12 protein-coding genes are annotated in these 15,362 nt (G+C 53.8%); 8 read left to right on the forward strand and 4 right to left on the reverse strand.

Annotated features, from left to right (window positions below):
* The first annotated feature begins 5 nt into the window (after positions 1-5).
* Both P1X16_RS18255 and P1X16_RS18260 read left to right on the forward strand, forming a co-directional pair.
* A complete protein-coding gene (locus tag P1X16_RS18255) occupies positions 6-983 on the forward strand; it encodes an MBL fold metallo-hydrolase (protein WP_277231849.1) in 978 nt (325 codons plus the stop codon).
* A gap of 350 nt (positions 984-1,333) precedes the next feature.
* Complete coding sequence (locus P1X16_RS18260) at positions 1,334-4,195, forward strand: TonB-dependent receptor (protein WP_277231852.1); 2,862 nt, start codon at positions 1,334-1,336, stop codon at positions 4,193-4,195.
* An 86-nt stretch (positions 4,196-4,281) separates the two neighbouring features.
* Here the strand turns inward: P1X16_RS18260 and P1X16_RS18265 are convergent, their stop codons facing one another.
* A complete protein-coding gene (locus P1X16_RS18265; RefSeq protein WP_277231855.1) occupies positions 4,282-5,823 on the reverse strand; it encodes a hypothetical protein in 1,542 nt (513 codons plus the stop codon).
* A 127-nt stretch (positions 5,824-5,950) separates the two neighbouring features.
* Positions 5,951-6,967 (reverse strand): OmpA family protein, encoded by a 1,017-nt coding sequence (locus P1X16_RS18270; protein WP_277231858.1) that lies wholly within the window; start codon positions 6,965-6,967, stop codon positions 5,951-5,953.
* A gap of 618 nt (positions 6,968-7,585) precedes the next feature.
* Here P1X16_RS18270 and accD point away from each other — a divergent pair.
* The 5 genes from accD to P1X16_RS18295 all read left to right on the forward strand — a co-directional run bounded on the left by accD (position 7,586) and on the right by P1X16_RS18295 (position 12,776).
* Entirely contained in the window at positions 7,586-8,476 is an 891-nt protein-coding gene (gene accD / locus P1X16_RS18275; RefSeq protein ID WP_277231861.1) for an acetyl-CoA carboxylase, carboxyltransferase subunit beta, read from the forward strand.
* Positions 8,477-8,666: 190 nt separating this feature from the next.
* Positions 8,667-9,407: an OmpA family protein gene (locus P1X16_RS18280; protein WP_277231864.1), complete on the forward strand. Its 741-nt coding sequence runs from the start codon at positions 8,667-8,669 to the stop codon at positions 9,405-9,407.
* Between the two features lie 636 nt (positions 9,408-10,043).
* Positions 10,044-10,760 (forward strand): OmpA family protein, encoded by a 717-nt coding sequence (locus P1X16_RS18285; protein ID WP_277231867.1) that lies wholly within the window; start codon positions 10,044-10,046, stop codon positions 10,758-10,760.
* Between the two features lie 140 nt (positions 10,761-10,900).
* Positions 10,901-11,659 (forward strand): endonuclease III, encoded by a 759-nt coding sequence (locus P1X16_RS18290; protein ID WP_277231871.1) that lies wholly within the window; start codon positions 10,901-10,903, stop codon positions 11,657-11,659.
* A 133-nt stretch (positions 11,660-11,792) separates the two neighbouring features.
* Positions 11,793-12,776, forward strand: coding sequence for a radical SAM protein (locus P1X16_RS18295; protein ID WP_277231874.1), 984 nt, complete (start codon positions 11,793-11,795; stop codon positions 12,774-12,776).
* A gap of 87 nt (positions 12,777-12,863) precedes the next feature.
* Here P1X16_RS18295 and P1X16_RS18300 read toward each other — a convergent pair whose 3' ends face one another.
* Positions 12,864-13,223, reverse strand: coding sequence for a DUF4870 domain-containing protein (locus P1X16_RS18300; protein WP_277231877.1), 360 nt, complete (start codon positions 13,221-13,223; stop codon positions 12,864-12,866).
* A gap of 214 nt (positions 13,224-13,437) precedes the next feature.
* On the opposite strand from P1X16_RS18300, the gene P1X16_RS18305 reads away from it, so the two are divergent.
* A complete protein-coding gene (locus tag P1X16_RS18305; RefSeq protein WP_277231879.1) occupies positions 13,438-13,950 on the forward strand; it encodes a gamma carbonic anhydrase family protein in 513 nt (170 codons plus the stop codon).
* A gap of 72 nt (positions 13,951-14,022) precedes the next feature.
* Here the strand turns inward: P1X16_RS18305 and P1X16_RS18310 are convergent, their stop codons facing one another.
* The gene (locus P1X16_RS18310; protein ID WP_277231883.1) at positions 14,023-15,354 is read right to left on the reverse strand and encodes a hemolysin family protein; all 1,332 of its coding nucleotides are present in this window, start codon (positions 15,352-15,354) and stop codon (positions 14,023-14,025) included.
* Between the last annotated feature and the right edge of the window lie 8 nt (positions 15,355-15,362).

A 15,362-nucleotide genomic window follows, 5' to 3' on the forward strand; every position in this document is an offset into this window, starting at 1 on the left:
TGCGCATGAAAACCCCGTCTAGCTTCAACGGCAAAAAATATCTAAACAGCATGCCCACCACCATGTCCTCGGACTATGGCTTGATGCTGCGGCGGCAATTCCTTGGCAAAGAGGAGCGAGTACCACGCCGGCCGCTAGGGCCATTCCGGACCGATGCCGCCCGTTTGGCTGAGCCTGTGCCAACCGAGGCATTGCGTGTAACTTGGTTTGGACACTCGAGCACTCTTATTGAACTTGACGGGAAACGGTTCCTTACCGACCCGGTATGGCGGCTGCGGGCCTCGCCGGTGGCTATAGGACCAAAACGTTTCTTTGCGCCTCCGCTGCCACTCTCGGCACTACCACCGCTTGATGGAGTTGTTATTTCCCACGACCACTACGACCATCTCGACAAAGACGCCATCCGGGAGCTAGCTACCACGGGCGTACCGTTCTTCTGTCCGTTGGGTGTTGGAGGTCACCTGCGTCGTTGGGGAGTAGCTAGCTCGCAGATTCACGAGCTGGACTGGTGGCAGGAAATAGCCGTTGGCCAAGAGCACACGCTGGTTGCAACACCTGCCCGGCACTTCTCCGGCCGGGGCCTCACCCGCGACACTACGCTGTGGGCGTCATGGTGCCTGCTTGGCCCCAAGCACCGGGCTTTTTTCGGAGGCGATTCGGGGCCTTTTGAAACCGGCTTCCGCGAAATAGGGGCAGCCTATGGCCCCTTCGACCTAGTGATGCTGGAAATAGGCGCTTACGACGAGCAATGGTCGGCCATTCACATGGGACCTGATAAGGCACTAGTAGCGCATCGGGCCCTAGGTGGCGGAGCGTTGCTGCCCCTGCACTGGGCTACCTTCAACTTAGCTTTTCACAGCTGGCATGAACCCGCCGACCGGTTGGTAGCCGCCGCTAGTCCGGAGGTACCGCTCTTGCTGCCCGCTCCCGGCCAGCGCATTACCGTAGCAGATGGGCCGCTACCAGGGCAATGGTGGCGCTAAGCGGATTTGATAGTTGGCCAGCAAGTGGTAGGTAGACATGGGCTTTGGGTAGTACAATGCTTACTTGTGCGTGGTTGTCGTTGTGCAACAATAGGTTAGATGCAAGCTGCTGGTTGCTATTCACTAGGTTGTTAGAGCAACGCAAGCAAGCAATTGAGTGGAGCAGACGGGTGCTACCCTAGCTGTGCTAGCAGTTTTTTATTGATATATAAGAGGATTGCAAGAAGTATTAAAATCCTGTGTCTATATTAGATAATAGCAGGGGTCTTGGAAAGGAAGCTGATTGCAAAAAGTGCGGTTGACAGATTCTCCTTGGACCTCCCCAAACCTCCCATCTTACCACCGTTTGTATGAGTAAAAAGCTATTCCTATTTCTAGGGTTTTCCCTGTTTCTACTGGTTTCAAGCTTCGCCCAGAATATCACCGTGACCGGTCGGGTAAGCGGAACAGGTGGTCCTCAGCCCGGCGTGACGGTGCTACAGCAAGGCACGACCAACGGCACCTCCACCGACGGCGACGGCCGCTACCGCATCGAGGTGCCGGGCACCGCAACGCTGGTATTTTCGGCCGTGGGTTCAGCCAGCCAGCAGATACCCGTCAATGGACGCACTACCATTGACGTGCGCCTCGCCGATGCCGCCACTGACCTGAACGAGGTAGTTGTAACCGGTTCGCGTGCCACCGAAGGCCGCTCCAACATTCTCACCACTTCGCCAGTCGATGTTATTTCGGCCCGCGAGATAAAAGCCTTCGCCCAAACCGACGTTGCCCAGATCATGACCTACGTAGCGCCGTCGTTTCAGTCGTCGCGGCAGGCTATTTCCGATGGCACCGACCACGTAGACCCAGCGTCGTTGCGTGGGCTTGGGCCCGATCAGGTGCTGGTACTCGTCAATGGCAAGCGGCGGCACAGCTCGGCTCTGGTCAACATCAACGGCACGGTCGGCCGCGGCTCAGTTGGTACCGACCTGAACGTAATACCTAATGCTTCGATCAAGCGCATTGAAGTGCTGCGCGATGGAGCGGCAGCTCAGTACGGCTCCGATGCCATTGCCGGTGTAATCAACATTCAACTCAAAGACGACACAACGGGCATTCAGGCCACCAGCACCGTAGGCGAAACGTACGAGGGCGACGGCCGCCTCTACCAGGCCGACGCCAATGTGGGTATTGGCCTAGCTGGGCGCGGCTTTGTGGATCTGAGCGGGCAGTTCAGCAACCGCGGCTACACCAACCGCTCTGGTGTTGATACGGCACCTCTTATCTACCTAGGCGGCAACAGCGGCAACTACCCTGGCGGTACTGCCGCCGATACCGAGGAGGAACGCCGCGCGCTGAAAGCGGAAGATGACCGGCTAGTAGCGGAAAACGGCTACAACCGCCGCAATCTGCGCCTGGGCCAGTCAGAGTCGCGCAACATTGGAGGCTTCCTGAATGCCGGCTACAAGCTGCTGCCGGCCATTGGGCTGGAAGCGTACGTGACGGCCGGCGCTACGCACCGTACCGGCAAAGCTGCTGGTTTCTACCGCCTGCCCAATCAGGTAACGCAAGTCGACCTAAACCTGTATCCCAATGGCTTTCTGCCCTTCATCAACACCCGCATCGACGACCAGTCGGTTATTGCCGGCTTGCGGGCTACGGTGGGGGGCTTTGATGTGGATTTGAGTAACACCTTCGGCCGCAACGAAATCCGCTTCGACATCAGCAACACCCTCAATGCCTCGCTGATAGGCTATACGCCCACTACTTTTTACGCGGGCACCATAGCGTTCCGCCAAAATACCACCAACCTGAACTTCTCACGGCGTTTCACCGACGTAGCCGCTTTGAGTACTCTGAACGTGGCTTTTGGCGGCGAATATCGCAACGACAACTACCAAATTCAGGCAGGTGATGTAGGCTCGTATATCTACGGCGGCCGCCGCGTAAACGTCACGTCGACCTCCACGGGTACCCCAGCGGCTGCCGGAGCGCAGGTATTTCCAGGCTATCAGCCTTCCGATGAGGTGGACCGCTCGCGCAACAACGTGGCTGGCTACATCGACTTGGAAAGCGACTTGACCGAGAAGCTGCTGGTAGGAATAGCCGGCCGCGCCGAGCGCTACAGCGACTTTGGCTCCAACGTGAGCGGTAAAGTTTCGGCCCGCTACAGCATCTTGGAGCAGTTGGCCGTGCGGGGTACCGTCGGCAATGGTTTCCGGGCCCCTTCGCTGCAACAGCGCTACTTCACCAACACCAGCACCCAATTCGTGCAAGGCAACGCGCAGCAGGTACTGACCGTGAACAACGACAACCCCATTGTTCGCAACAGCTTTAGCGCAACCGGAACAGGGCAACAAGGCTTTGGCATTCCGGCTTTGAAGCAAGAAAAGTCGGTGAACTACAGCATCGGGGTGACGGCGCGGGCCTTGGAAAGCTTTACGCTGACCGTGGATGCTTACCAGATTGACATCGACGACCGGATTGTGCTGTCGTCGCAATTCAGCCGCACCAATCCCACCGTAAACACCATATTAGGTACTTTACCAGTGAGCCAGGTGCAGTTTTTTGCCAATGCCGTAGACACCCGCACCCGCGGCATCGACATTGTCGCCAACGAGCGGCTGCCCCTCGGTCCCGGCCGCTTAGGATTGACGGTGGCCGCCAACTTCAACAAAACCGAAGTGCAACGGGTCCGCAGCTCTTCCACCATCGACAATGACCCCACCCCAGGCGCCATCAACCTGCAAAACACCTTGTTCGACCGGCAGCAGCGGGGCCGTTTGGAGACAGCGCAGCCCCGCAGCAAAATCAACTTGACGGCAAACTATGCAGTGGGAATTTTTGGGGTAGAAGTACGCACTGTGCGTTTTGGCGCGGTAGAATACAAAGATGCCCGCTTAGGCAGCCCTGCCGGCGACACGTTCCTGTATTCTTCCATCGACCAGACCTTCCGGGCTAAGTGGGTTACCGACCTGACCGTAAGTGTGCAACTCCTCAAGGAAATTGGGCTGACGGTGGGGGCCAACAACCTCTTCGATGTATATCCCGACAAGTACAGAGTCAACCCCCGCAACAACCCCAACAACTTCTCTGTCGATCCGCTGCTGAGCTACAACTCCAGTCTCGACAACACCAACCGCGGCCGGACCATCTACAATCCCAACCAGTTCGGCTACAACGGGGGCTTCTATTTCGCCCGTCTAAGCCTAACGCTGCCAACCACCAAGTAGCGCGTTATTTCTTTCGCTAACACAAAGGCCGATTCCTATAAGGAGTCGGCCTTTGTGTTGGGACTACGTTGAGTTAAATACTTGCCTTATTGACGGAGCAGGCGGCAAACATAACTGCCATCGGTGGGCCGGGCGAAGTACGTGCCCACAACTACCTCAGTGCTCGGAAGCCATTCTACACTCCCATCGGGGCGGCTCTTGAGCGTCGTAACCAGGCGGCCTAGGTTGTCGGTGATGGTTACTGATTGAACTGCTGCAGTAGGCAACTGGAACTGCACCCGGTCGTGGAAGGGGACGGGGTAGGCTGAAAGCACCCTTGGGCGGCTGCTATGCGTAGCCAGTATTTGGTTGGATACCAGAAAGGTGATGGTGCGTACCTCATGGCCGTTCAGGGGGCAATTATTGTCGGCTACCGTTACGGCAACTGTGTATCGGCCTAGCGGCAGGGCAGCCGGTACTTGCCACGTAAGCACCCCCTGATTTGTGCCTTGCGCTTGAAAAGATGCACCTGGCACAACCGCCGCTACATCACTGCTCAACTGTACCATCTGGCCTGCATCGGGGTCGGTGGCGGTAAGCGTCAACGATACCGATTGGCCGGGTCGTACCGCAACGGGTTGGTCAATGGGTTGAGTAGCTGCGGCGCCCGCTACTTTTAGGCTGCTAATAGTAGGGTTGCGGTTGGTGCTGGGGTTGCGCACACCGTAGGGAACGTCACGCGTAACCTGCCCTATCAAGGTCCAGGCACCATTGAGGCGGCGATACTCGTCTATTTGTACGGGCACCGAGAAATCTCCTACTTGCGTAACTGGTGTTGTAAGCAACTCGCCAGTGGTAGCATTTAGATTAAACTGAGGAACGGCCACAGCATTAACTGTCTGAAACGACAAAAGCGGAAAAGCTACGGTGAACTGACCGGCCGGATAAGAAACCATCTGTCCAGTAGTTGGGTCCTGAAATTGGCCCGCCGGGTAAGATGTATATTGAATTGGCGTACCACAGCTTGACGCTGCTATTGCAGAGCTAGTAGCCGGTTGTACCGCCCGGTATACAAGCGAGTCGCCGTCGGGCTCGAAAGCACTGAAGCTGTATCTATAGGGTTGATTGACGGCTAGATTATAGGGTAAAGTGAATGAGGTGAATCTGGGCGAAGAGTTGTGTGAGCCGCTGCTATTATCAAGGAAAGCGCTCAGGTACAAATCATTGCCTGATGGATTAGTCAGATTACTGGTGCCGCCACGAGTTGTAAACACACTGCTGATTTTCCATTGACCTGGAGGGAGCGTAACTATAGCTTCATATTCTCCTATCAAGAAAACTGCTGAGCCAGCACAACCCAATCGTTTGGAGGAAGGTCGCACGCGGTTTACTCGCACCGAGAAGCTACCTGGAGTAGTTAGCGAACATCCATTTAGACTACAATCTAATTGCATAAAAGGCTGGTCCGGTACACCAGTAGCGGGGTCGCGGGCGTAGATGCGGCCCAGAATTTTGTACTGCGAAGCAGAACCCTCGATATACGTGTACGTCAGTTCGCCACCTAAAACGTGCGTGGCGTGAACTGGTAGCCAAGCCCCCAACATGAGGAGTACGGCAAGTACTGAACGGGTGAGTAAAGAGGTAGGCATAAGTTTGAGAAGAATATAGACTAGACAGAACTATGAAGGCGTAATAAAGAGCAAGGCCAACCGTAAAAGGTTGGCCTTGAATATACTATACTAAAAAGGTAGAGAAGCGGTTATAAACGCCAGCGCCTTATTTGCCGGCAGCTGGAGTTGCAGAGTTACTGTCCAAGATCTTGAGCAACTCGTTGAGCTTGGGCGTGAGAATGATTTCGGTACGGCGGTTCAGCGCCTTATTGGCGGGCGTATCGTTGGCGGCTACCGGTACGTACTGCGAGCGGCCCGAAGCGGTAACGCGGGCAGCTGGTATGCCGCCCGTGGTTAGTAGCCGGGCAATTTCTGTGGCGCGTAGTACGCTCAGGTCCCAGTTGTCTTGCATGGCAGCCGTGGGGCGGCTGAAGGGCACGTTGTCGGTGTGGCCTTCCACTACCACGTTCACGTCGGGTTGGGCCTTGAGCGCAACAGCCAGTTGCTTGAGGGCCTCCTGGCCTTTAGGGTCCACTTTGGTGGAGCCGGTTTTGAAGAGCAGCTGCTCGGAGAGCGAAACGTATACTTTACCATCCTTCATCTTCACCTGCAAATCGGTGCCTTGGAAGCCGCGGAGGGCATTGGCTACGCTGGCTCGCAGGTCGTTTACGGCTTTATCTTTTTCAGCTAACGCCTTTTCCAACTCGGTCAGGCGGGCTTCACGAGTTTGCAGGTCGGCACTCAGCTTGTCCATAGCTGCCCGGTTCTTCTTTAGCGAAGTGTCTAGCTCACCAAGCTCAGCTTCGCGGCGAGCCAAGTCCTGGGCCACCTTATTGTAGTCCGACGATTTGTTGGCTAGCTCCCGGTCGCTGTTTTTGAGTAGCTTGTCGTAGCTGTCGGTGAGTTGAGCGTAAAGTTGGCGGGTTCGGCGCAGGGCGTTGCCGGTCTGGGTAGAGTCGTCGGTGAGGCGTTTGTTGTCGAGGTGCAACTGGTTTATCTCCTCGGTAGCTTTTTTGAGTTCGGCCACTGCGAGGCGATGCTGGCGCTCGGCGTCGGCTTTGCTTTGCTCCGTAGAGGCTTGGCGGGCTTTGAGGTCTTCGTAGCGCTTAGAGGGTACGCAGCCAGGTAGCAGGGTGGCAGCAGTCAGAGCAAAAGCTAGTAGACTAGTAGAAGAATTTTTCACAGAAAAGACGAAGGTGAAAATCGAAGGTTAATGGGTGGCGTACACCAGAGGAATTTTCCCGCGGCAAGGTACTCAGGGACTGGTTGATGTTACAACGCAGCCCGACAATCGACGGGTTTTCAAGCTATATTTGATCTTGTTTTGCCGCAGCTCGTTCAAGTCATATTTAATGCTGCACGTCGTGTGCCACCGCCAAGCACGAAACCTTGCCAACGAAAAGCCCACCGGTCTGATCCGCCACTGGCTAGCCAACTTTATATGGGCCTGATTAGCCTCTTAAATTCAAGTGGTAAAAGCACAAGCAAAGGTCAACGAGAAGCATCCAGCAAAACCGCTATGTTGAACGAGCAGGCCAACAGAGCCTAATTTTTGGTTGCAAGCTTTCCAAGTTCTTATCACTAAAGGTGTAAGTCCGTAAAAAACATCTAGATCAGATATGCCGCCGAATGGTGCCATTGCGTTGGCTTAGGTACAAAATGGAAAGCAACCAGTAACAAGTAGTGAGATACTACTGATTAGTTCCTGCATCTTTGCCGCAGAATGCCCGGCACTCACCGAGTGAAGTGCTGCGGCCCCAACTATTGTCTCATACTCAGTACCCATACTCAATACCAAAAAATGTCTTGGTTTAAGCGCGTAGAGAAAGGTATCGTCACGCCGACGGAAGAGAAAAAGGAAACCCCGGACGGCTTGTGGCACAAGTGCCCCGAGTGTAAAACGGTGGCTACCATGGCCGAGCACAAGCGCCTGCTCTACACTTGCGGCAATTGCAACCACCACGAGCGGATCGACGCCGCCGAATATTTCGAATTTCTTTTTGACGGGGGCCAGTTTGTAGAGCTAGATGCTGAAATGCATTCCGCTGACCCCCTGCATTTTGTGGATACCAAGGCGTATCCCCAGCGCTTGTCGGCCACCGAAAAAGTAACGGGCCTGACCGATGCTGTCCGCACCGCCCACGGCCAGCTCAACGGCTTGGAACTGGTGGTAGCAGCCATGGATTTTCGCTTCATTGGGGGCTCTATGGGCTCCGTGGTAGGCGAAAAAATTGCCCGCGCCATCGATTATGCCCGGCAACATCGGTTGCCTTTCCTCATGATTTCGCGCTCGGGTGGAGCCCGCATGATGGAAGCCGGTTTCTCGCTGATGCAAATGGCTAAAACGTCGGCCAAGCTTGCGTTGCTTTCCGAAGCGGGGCTACCTTATATTTCCTTGCTCACTGACCCCACTACCGGGGGGGTTACGGCCTCTTTTGCCATGCTCGGCGACTTTAATATTGCAGAGCCAGGCGCCCTTATTGGATTTGCTGGTCCGCGCGTTATCAAGGAAACCATTGGCAAAGACTTGCCCAAAGGATTTCAGAGCGCCGAGTTTGTGCTGGAGCACGGCTTCCTCGATTTTATTGTCGACCGCAAAGAACTGAAATCCCGCCTCACCGACCTGCTTGCTATGCTGCGTCCGACCGAGGTGACATCGAAAGCCAGTACGAAGTCTGCACAACAGGTTTAAAAGCCGGCACGCTTCTTGGAAAGACCTGCCCGACCCGCACTAGCGCGGGTTAGGCAGGTTTGCTTGTTTATGGGCCAATAAGAACCACCTTGACTTTGGCCCGAGCAGCTGCCTTAGCAAACATTTTTTCAGCAAGTACAGTAAGCACGCTCGTTACCCTCACTCTCACCATTCCACCAAGTTCACTTCGATGAAAACCCCTAAGTCACTTTTGTCTTTGTTTATGGCGCTGACGCTGCTTCTTGGCTCGTGCGCTACCACTCGCAACCCCAACATTCCGGATGCTCCGACTGGCAACGGTACCGGCCCTCGCAAGACGGGCATGAGCAAAACGGCTAAAGGAGGCTTGCTCGGTGCCGGCGGTGGTGCTGTAGTTGGCGGCGTATTGGGCCGCGTAATTGGTGGCAAAAGCGGTACTGCGGCTGGCGCCATCATTGGAGCTGCTGTAGGTGGTTCAGGCGGCGCTCTGATTGGCCGCAAAATGGACAAGCAAGCCGAAGAGCTGCAGCGCGACATGCAGAACGCTCGTGTGGAGCGCGTAGGCGAAGGCATCAAGATTACCTTCGACTCGGGCATCCTCTTCGACACCAACAGCTCTACTCTCCGCTCCGCTTCGCAAACGGAAATCCAGAAGATGGCTGCTGTTCTCCAGAAATATCCTGATACCAACGTTTTGGTTGAGGGCCACACCGACAACACCGGTTCGGATGCCATCAATAATCCTCTCTCGCAGCGTCGTGCCCAGGCCGTAGCCGACTATACCACCCAGCAAGGCGTAGATGCTTCGCGCATTACTACGCAGGGCTATGGTTCGTCGCAGCCGATTGCCGATAACACTACTGAGGCTGGCCGGCAAGCTAACCGTCGGGTAGAAATTGCTATCTACGCTAACGAGAAGATGAAAAAGGCTGCTGAAAAAGGCACGCTATAACCCCTTCTTTGTTAACGCAAAGCAAAAGACCGCACTAATGGTGCGGTCTTTTTTGTGGTAGCAGGTTGAAGCAGTCGGGGGCAACTATGCATCGGTACTGCTTCACTTTTTTAGATGTGAGCTTGTGTCTAGTGTCGCCTAGGCATTCAGACGAGCTCAAGACACATGCTGCTTTGCGTAGCCCAACGCGCCAAGAAATGCAGTGCGTATGATATGCCCATATTTCGATAACGTGGCGTAGCAAATACACACTCTAGAATATCTGTTGCGGTTTATAATCTAATAAATTAAATCAGCTACAATAATATTGGCTTGTAAATAGTACTATGTTATAAAAAAATAATAATCATTCTTTGTTAGCTAATTTTGTGTGAGTTTATTTTCTAAGAAATAATATACCAAAATCTGACACGAGGCGTTTTTGTAACTTAAATAAATCTTCGAAAGTAACACAGGAGGCGCTTTTTAGGGGCTTTTTAGTTGTTTGCAGGAGTTTTTTGAAATTTTGGCAAGGTGGTTGCAAAGAAATTGGTAGTCGGCCCGTTGGTTGATTCTACTTATTATCTTCGGGCCGATTTAACACTTTTCATTTCCGTTCTCATTTCCTAATTCCGAAACTCCTTTAACCTTTTTATCATGAAAAACTTACGTTCCTTTTTCCTTATGTTGCTGGCTCTGCTGATGGTAGGTACCAGCACTGTGCAAGCACAAACGACTACTGAAACCACTACCACCAAGAAGCCTTGGAGCAAAACTGCTAAAGGCGGTATTATCGGTGGTCTGGGCGGCGCTGCCGCTGGTGGCGTATTGGGCCGCGTAATTGGTGGCAAAAGCGGTACTGCTAAAGGTGCCATCATTGGTGCTGCTGTAGGTGGTGCCGGTGGCGCTCTGATTGGCCGCCGGATGGACAAGCAGGCTGCTGAACTGAAGAAGGAAATGGCTGGCGCTAAAGTGGAGCGCGTGGGCGAAGGCATCAAAATCACCTTCGACTCGGGCTTGCTCTTCGCCAAGAATTCGGCTGCTCTAACTTCTGCTGCTCAAGAGAACATCAAAGAGTTGGCTCAAACCCTCATCAAGTACGGTGACACCAACGTTATCGTAGAAGGCCACACCGACAACACCGGTACCGACGCTATCAACGATCCTCTTTCGCAGCGTCGTGCACAGGCAGTAGCCAACTACACGCAGCAGCAGGGTGTTGATGCTTCGCGCTTCACCGTAACGGGCTACGGCTCGAAGCAGCCAATTGCCGACAACTCCACAGAGGCTGGCCGCATTGCTAACCGTCGGGTAGAAGTTGCCATCTTCGCCAACGATAAACTGAAGAAGGCTGCCGAGAAAGGCACTATCTAATCGCTTGATAAGCAACAGTTAGTGTTTACCTGTTGATCGTCAGCTATTCTAAACAGTACGGCCCCGCTACCTACTTGGTGGCGGGGCCGTACTGTTTAGTACCAATGGCAGATTGTTAAACAATAAATAGTAGCTGTTAAATGGATTACGCCTCGCCGCCTGCTGTAAAAACCTGGGAAAACCACCTCATCCTGAATACCTTCTTCGATCCTTTGACGCTGGATCAACCGCGCCGTACGCCCATGCGGGAGTTGATTTCCACTATTCTGTCGCACCGCACTACCCATGCCGACGAGGAACTAGCCTACGACCGAATGCTTGAAGCTTTCGGTGACTGGGCTGGGGTGCTGGCGGCTCCTACCGCCGACCTGGCGCACGCCATCCGTACCACCCGCTGGCCCGATACCCAAGCACCTCGTATTCAGGAAGTGCTACGCCGCATTCAGGCCCAGACCGGCGGCGACTTTCACCTCGATTTTCTGGCTGATTGGCCAGTGGAACAGGGCATGACCTGGCTGACTGATATGCCCGGTATTGGTTTGAAAACGGCTTCCTTGGTACTGCTGTTTAACTTCCATAAACCTGTGCTGCCCGTTGATACTCACGTGCACCGCATTGCGCAGCGCGTGGGCATGATTGGGCCTAAGGCTTCGGCCGATAAGGCGCATCAGGTGTTGCTAGAGCAATTGCCAAAAGACCCGCTGGTGCTGCTGAATTTTCATAAGCATAACTACTGGCACGGGCAACGCATTTGCCTTTTCGCTAAGCCCGACTGCGCCAAATGCCCACTAAAAACCTTCTGCAACTACTACCTCGAACACTACGGCCCGGCCACGGCCGAAGCCATTGCCGCTACGCCCATCAAGTGGGACAAAGCTTGGGGTGCGCTACCGCATTAATAAGCCTCTAGCAGATAGGTCATTACTTCCAACGGCTCGTTGTTCAAATTCTGCCTCAGTCTTCGGTCGTGAAAAAGCTTGTAGTTTGCAGGTATGTCGACTGGTATCAGAGCAGAAGCCGGCAGCTAAGAATATGCGTCTCGTTCGTCATCCGGTTCTGTGCAATTACTACGTCACCTATCGGTGCAATGCGCGGTGCTCGTTCTGCGACATCTGGGAGAAGCCATCACCCTACATTCAACTCGCTGATGTAGAGCGTAACCTGCGCGACCTGAAGCAACTCGGTGTGTCGGTGGTGGACTTTACAGGTGGCGAGCCGCTGCTGCATCGTCAGATCCATGAGTTTGTGGCACTAGCACACGACATGGGCTTCATTACGACGCTCACCACCAACTGCCTACTCTACCCTAAGTATGCAGAAAAGCTACGCGGGAAAGTAGACATGCTGCACTTCTCGCTTGATGCTTCCGAGAAGGAAGTACACGACCGAGGCCGCGGCGTGGCCTGCTTTGATTTTGTGTTGGAAAGCATTCGGGTGGCGCGAGAGCTAGGCGAGCGGCCTGACATCTTGTTCACGGTTTTTCGCGAAAACCTCGCAGACTTGGAAGCAGTGTACCGGGACATCGCGCAGCCCAATCAGCTGATGCTGATTTTGAACCCGGCCTTCGAGTATAACAGCGTAGCAACCGGCGAACAACTTAGCGCCGAAGAACTAGATTATCTATCGGCGTTTGGGCGGCGCAAGGGCGTGTACCTCAACGAAGCCTTCATCCAATTGCGCCGGGACGGAGGCAACCACGTTGCGGCGCCGGTATGCCGAGCTGCCAGCACCACGTTGGTTATTTCGCCGTCCAACGAACTGGTGCTGCCTTGTTACCATTTGGGCGAGCAGAAATTCCCGATTGAAGGCAACCTATTGAGCCTCTACCAGTCGCCGGCGGTGCAAAGCTTGGCTGCTCTTGAAGGCCGCTTGCCACAGTGCGAAGGCTGTACAATCAACTGCTATATGCAGCCTAGCTTCGCCGTTGAGACAAGCAAATATTTCTGGCAGGCATTACCCAGTACTTTGAAATACAACATCATTAAAGGCACTTGGAAGCGGATGCTGGCGCGCTGAATCGGTGAAATGCGACGCGTTTAAGCGTGCAAGAAATTACTGAGTTAATCTAGGATCATGTGCAGGGCAAGCTAACCTCAAGCAGCTTCAGGAAAAGACGCGGATCGACAGCGGATAGATCCAAAGCTCGCCTTCGTTGGCTTTGATGGCTCCAATGATGGGGAATAGTAGAGTTAACAGCCCAAGAATGCCAAGCAACGGAAAGCCAACCAATACAAACACCAACATCCCACTGATTGCCCCGTAGATCAGGGCGCTGATTATCCAATTGGCCACTACTTTTCCGTGGGCATCAATACCAGGGAGTTCGTTCTTTTTGATCTGCCATAGCACGATGGGCAAGACAAAGCCCGCTCCTGGAACTAGCAGCCCCGCCAGCAGCGACAGATGCAGAAATGTAGCCCACTGGCGAGTTTCCTGATCGATGGGAAGTAAAGGCTGTGCCATGGAGTAGAAAGAGCTGCGTTAGTGACAGGTAGCCAGTTAGTAACGCATAAAATAGAAAAGTCTGCATAAAGGCGCAACATGGAGTTTAAGCCCCAAGCAGTCCGCAGCTTGCTCGTCCCGCTCCGTTCGGCATAGCCAGTTAATACCTTGCTGTCATACTTGCACCTCACGTTGCTCGCGCACCAGATTCATTAGTTCAACATTTCCTTACTACATGCCCGCTCTCATTCTTCCCGTTCATGGCATCCTGCCACAGCTAGGAGCCAACTGTTACGTTGCCGACAATGCCACCCTTATTGGCGACGTAGTGCTTGGTCAGGATTGTACGGTGTGGTTCAACGCCGTAATTAGGGGCGACGTGCACCGCATCCGCATTGGTGACCAAACCAACATTCAGGATGGAGCCGTGCTGCATTGCACTTACCAGAAAGCGCCCCTTACTATCGGTTCCCGGGTTAGTATTGGCCATAAAGCTATTGCGCATGGCTGCACCATCGAGGACGATGTACTGATTGGTATGGGCGCCATTGTGATGGACCATGCCGTAGTAGGCACTGGCTGCATCATTGCGGCCGGAGCCGTGGTACTAGAGAATACACAATGCGAACCTGGCTACCTCTACGCCGGCATTCCGGCCCGCCGCATCAAGCCCGTTACCGAGGAGCAGCGCGCAAACTTGAGGCGTACGGCCGATAACTATGTGCTGTACGCTAGTTGGTTGAAGTAGCAATTACCATAACAAAGAGGCCCCGCATGCTGTGCAGGGCCTCTTTGTTATGGTAGTCTGGTACAAGCAGGCTTAAAGATTCAGAGCCTCGTTGGCTTCTTCTTCGCGCTCGGCAGAAGTAGTTACGCGGAGTTGCACCAGCTCTACGGAGCGGCCGGAGCGTTTCAATACTCGGAACTCGTAATTATCGAGCACAGCTACATCACCTACTTCGGGAATATTGCCATAAATAACGTTGAGCAAACCGCCGACAGTTTCGTAATCGTCGCCTTCCGGGAGTGGGTAGGGGAGGTACTCGTTGGCGTCGGGAATGGCCGTGGAGGTGTTGACGCGGTATTCGGTTTCTGAAACCTTTTCTACCACAGGCACCTCATTATCGTATTCGTCCTGGATTTCGCCTACCAGTTCCTCCATGATGTCCTCGATGGTGACGATACCAGATACCCCACCAAACTCGTCGCTCACAATGGCCATGTGGGTGTGCTTGCGTTGAAACTGGCGCAGCAAACGGTTGATTTTCTTGGTTTCCGGCACGAAATAGGCCGGGCGCATGATCTTAGCTAATACGATAGGCTCATTACGACGAATGATTTGCAGCAAATCCTTCACGTAAAGTATTCCTACGATGTTGTCGATGTTGCCTTCGTAAACCGGGATTCGGGAAAAGCCTTCGTTGTAGACCGTCTCCAGAATGCCATCCTGGGGAGTATGCACGTCGATGGCCGAGAGCTTGGTACGGGGCACCATAATCTGCTTCACCATCCGGTCGTTGAACTCGAACACGTTTTCCAGCAGCTCGTGCTCTGATTCCTGAATTTCGCCGCTTTGCTTGCTCTGGTCGAGCAGCAGGCGTAATTCTTCCGAGGTATGCACCTCTGCCTCGTGCACCGAGCCTACCCCAAACATCCGCAATACCAAGTTTGACAACCTGTCTAGCATCCAGATGAAGGGAAACGTAATAAAGGCAAAGCCCCGCAGGGGTATGGCTATTGCCATCGCCGTGGATTCAGGCTTCTGAATAGCCAAAACCTTGGGAGCCTGCTCACCTAGCACAATGTGCATGGTCGTGATGAGCGTGAAGGACGTAAAAACGGCCACGCCGTGCGCTGCGGCCTGATCCATGTTATAACCCAAGCCATGCACTATAGCCAGCACAATCTCAACCACCACTTTTTCCCCGACCCAACCAAGCAACAGCGACGCTACCGTGATACCTAGCTGGGTAGCCGACAAATAATAATTTAGGTCGTGTAGCATGCTCTGTACGAGCCGTGCTATGCGGTTGCCGCTCTGCGCTTTCAATTCTATTTGCGAAAGGCGAACCTTCACAAAGGCAAACTCTGCTGCCACAAAAAATCCGTTCAACAAAACCAGAAGAACGGTAAGAAATATGTTTAAAGCCATAGATGTGG

This window comes from Hymenobacter sp. YC55, from assembly GCF_029433095.1.
Taxonomy (GTDB): Bacteria; Bacteroidota; Bacteroidia; order Cytophagales; family Hymenobacteraceae; genus Hymenobacter.

Bases quoted from the DNA above. Each gene is read 5' to 3' on its own strand.
- P1X16_RS18285 (WP_277231867.1), top strand. From the start codon at position 10,044: ATGAAAAACTTACGTTCCTTTTTCCTTATGTTGCTGGCTCTGCTGATG.
- P1X16_RS18280 (WP_277231864.1), top strand. From the start codon at position 8,667: ATGAAAACCCCTAAGTCACTTTTGTCTTTGTTTATGGCGCTGACGCTG.
- P1X16_RS18310 (WP_277231883.1), bottom strand. From the start codon at position 15,354: ATGGCTTTAAACATATTTCTTACCGTTCTTCTGGTTTTGTTGAACGGA.
- P1X16_RS18265 (WP_277231855.1), bottom strand. From the start codon at position 5,823: ATGCCTACCTCTTTACTCACCCGTTCAGTACTTGCCGTACTCCTCATG.
- P1X16_RS18290 (WP_277231871.1), top strand. From the start codon at position 10,901: ATGGATTACGCCTCGCCGCCTGCTGTAAAAACCTGGGAAAACCACCTC.
- P1X16_RS18295 (WP_277231874.1), top strand. From the start codon at position 11,793: ATGCGTCTCGTTCGTCATCCGGTTCTGTGCAATTACTACGTCACCTAT.
- P1X16_RS18260 (WP_277231852.1), top strand. From the start codon at position 1,334: ATGAGTAAAAAGCTATTCCTATTTCTAGGGTTTTCCCTGTTTCTACTG.
- accD (WP_277231861.1), top strand. From the start codon at position 7,586: ATGTCTTGGTTTAAGCGCGTAGAGAAAGGTATCGTCACGCCGACGGAA.
- P1X16_RS18305 (WP_277231879.1), top strand. From the start codon at position 13,438: ATGCCCGCTCTCATTCTTCCCGTTCATGGCATCCTGCCACAGCTAGGA.
- P1X16_RS18300 (WP_277231877.1), bottom strand. From the start codon at position 13,223: ATGGCACAGCCTTTACTTCCCATCGATCAGGAAACTCGCCAGTGGGCT.
- P1X16_RS18255 (WP_277231849.1), top strand. From the start codon at position 6: ATGAAAACCCCGTCTAGCTTCAACGGCAAAAAATATCTAAACAGCATG.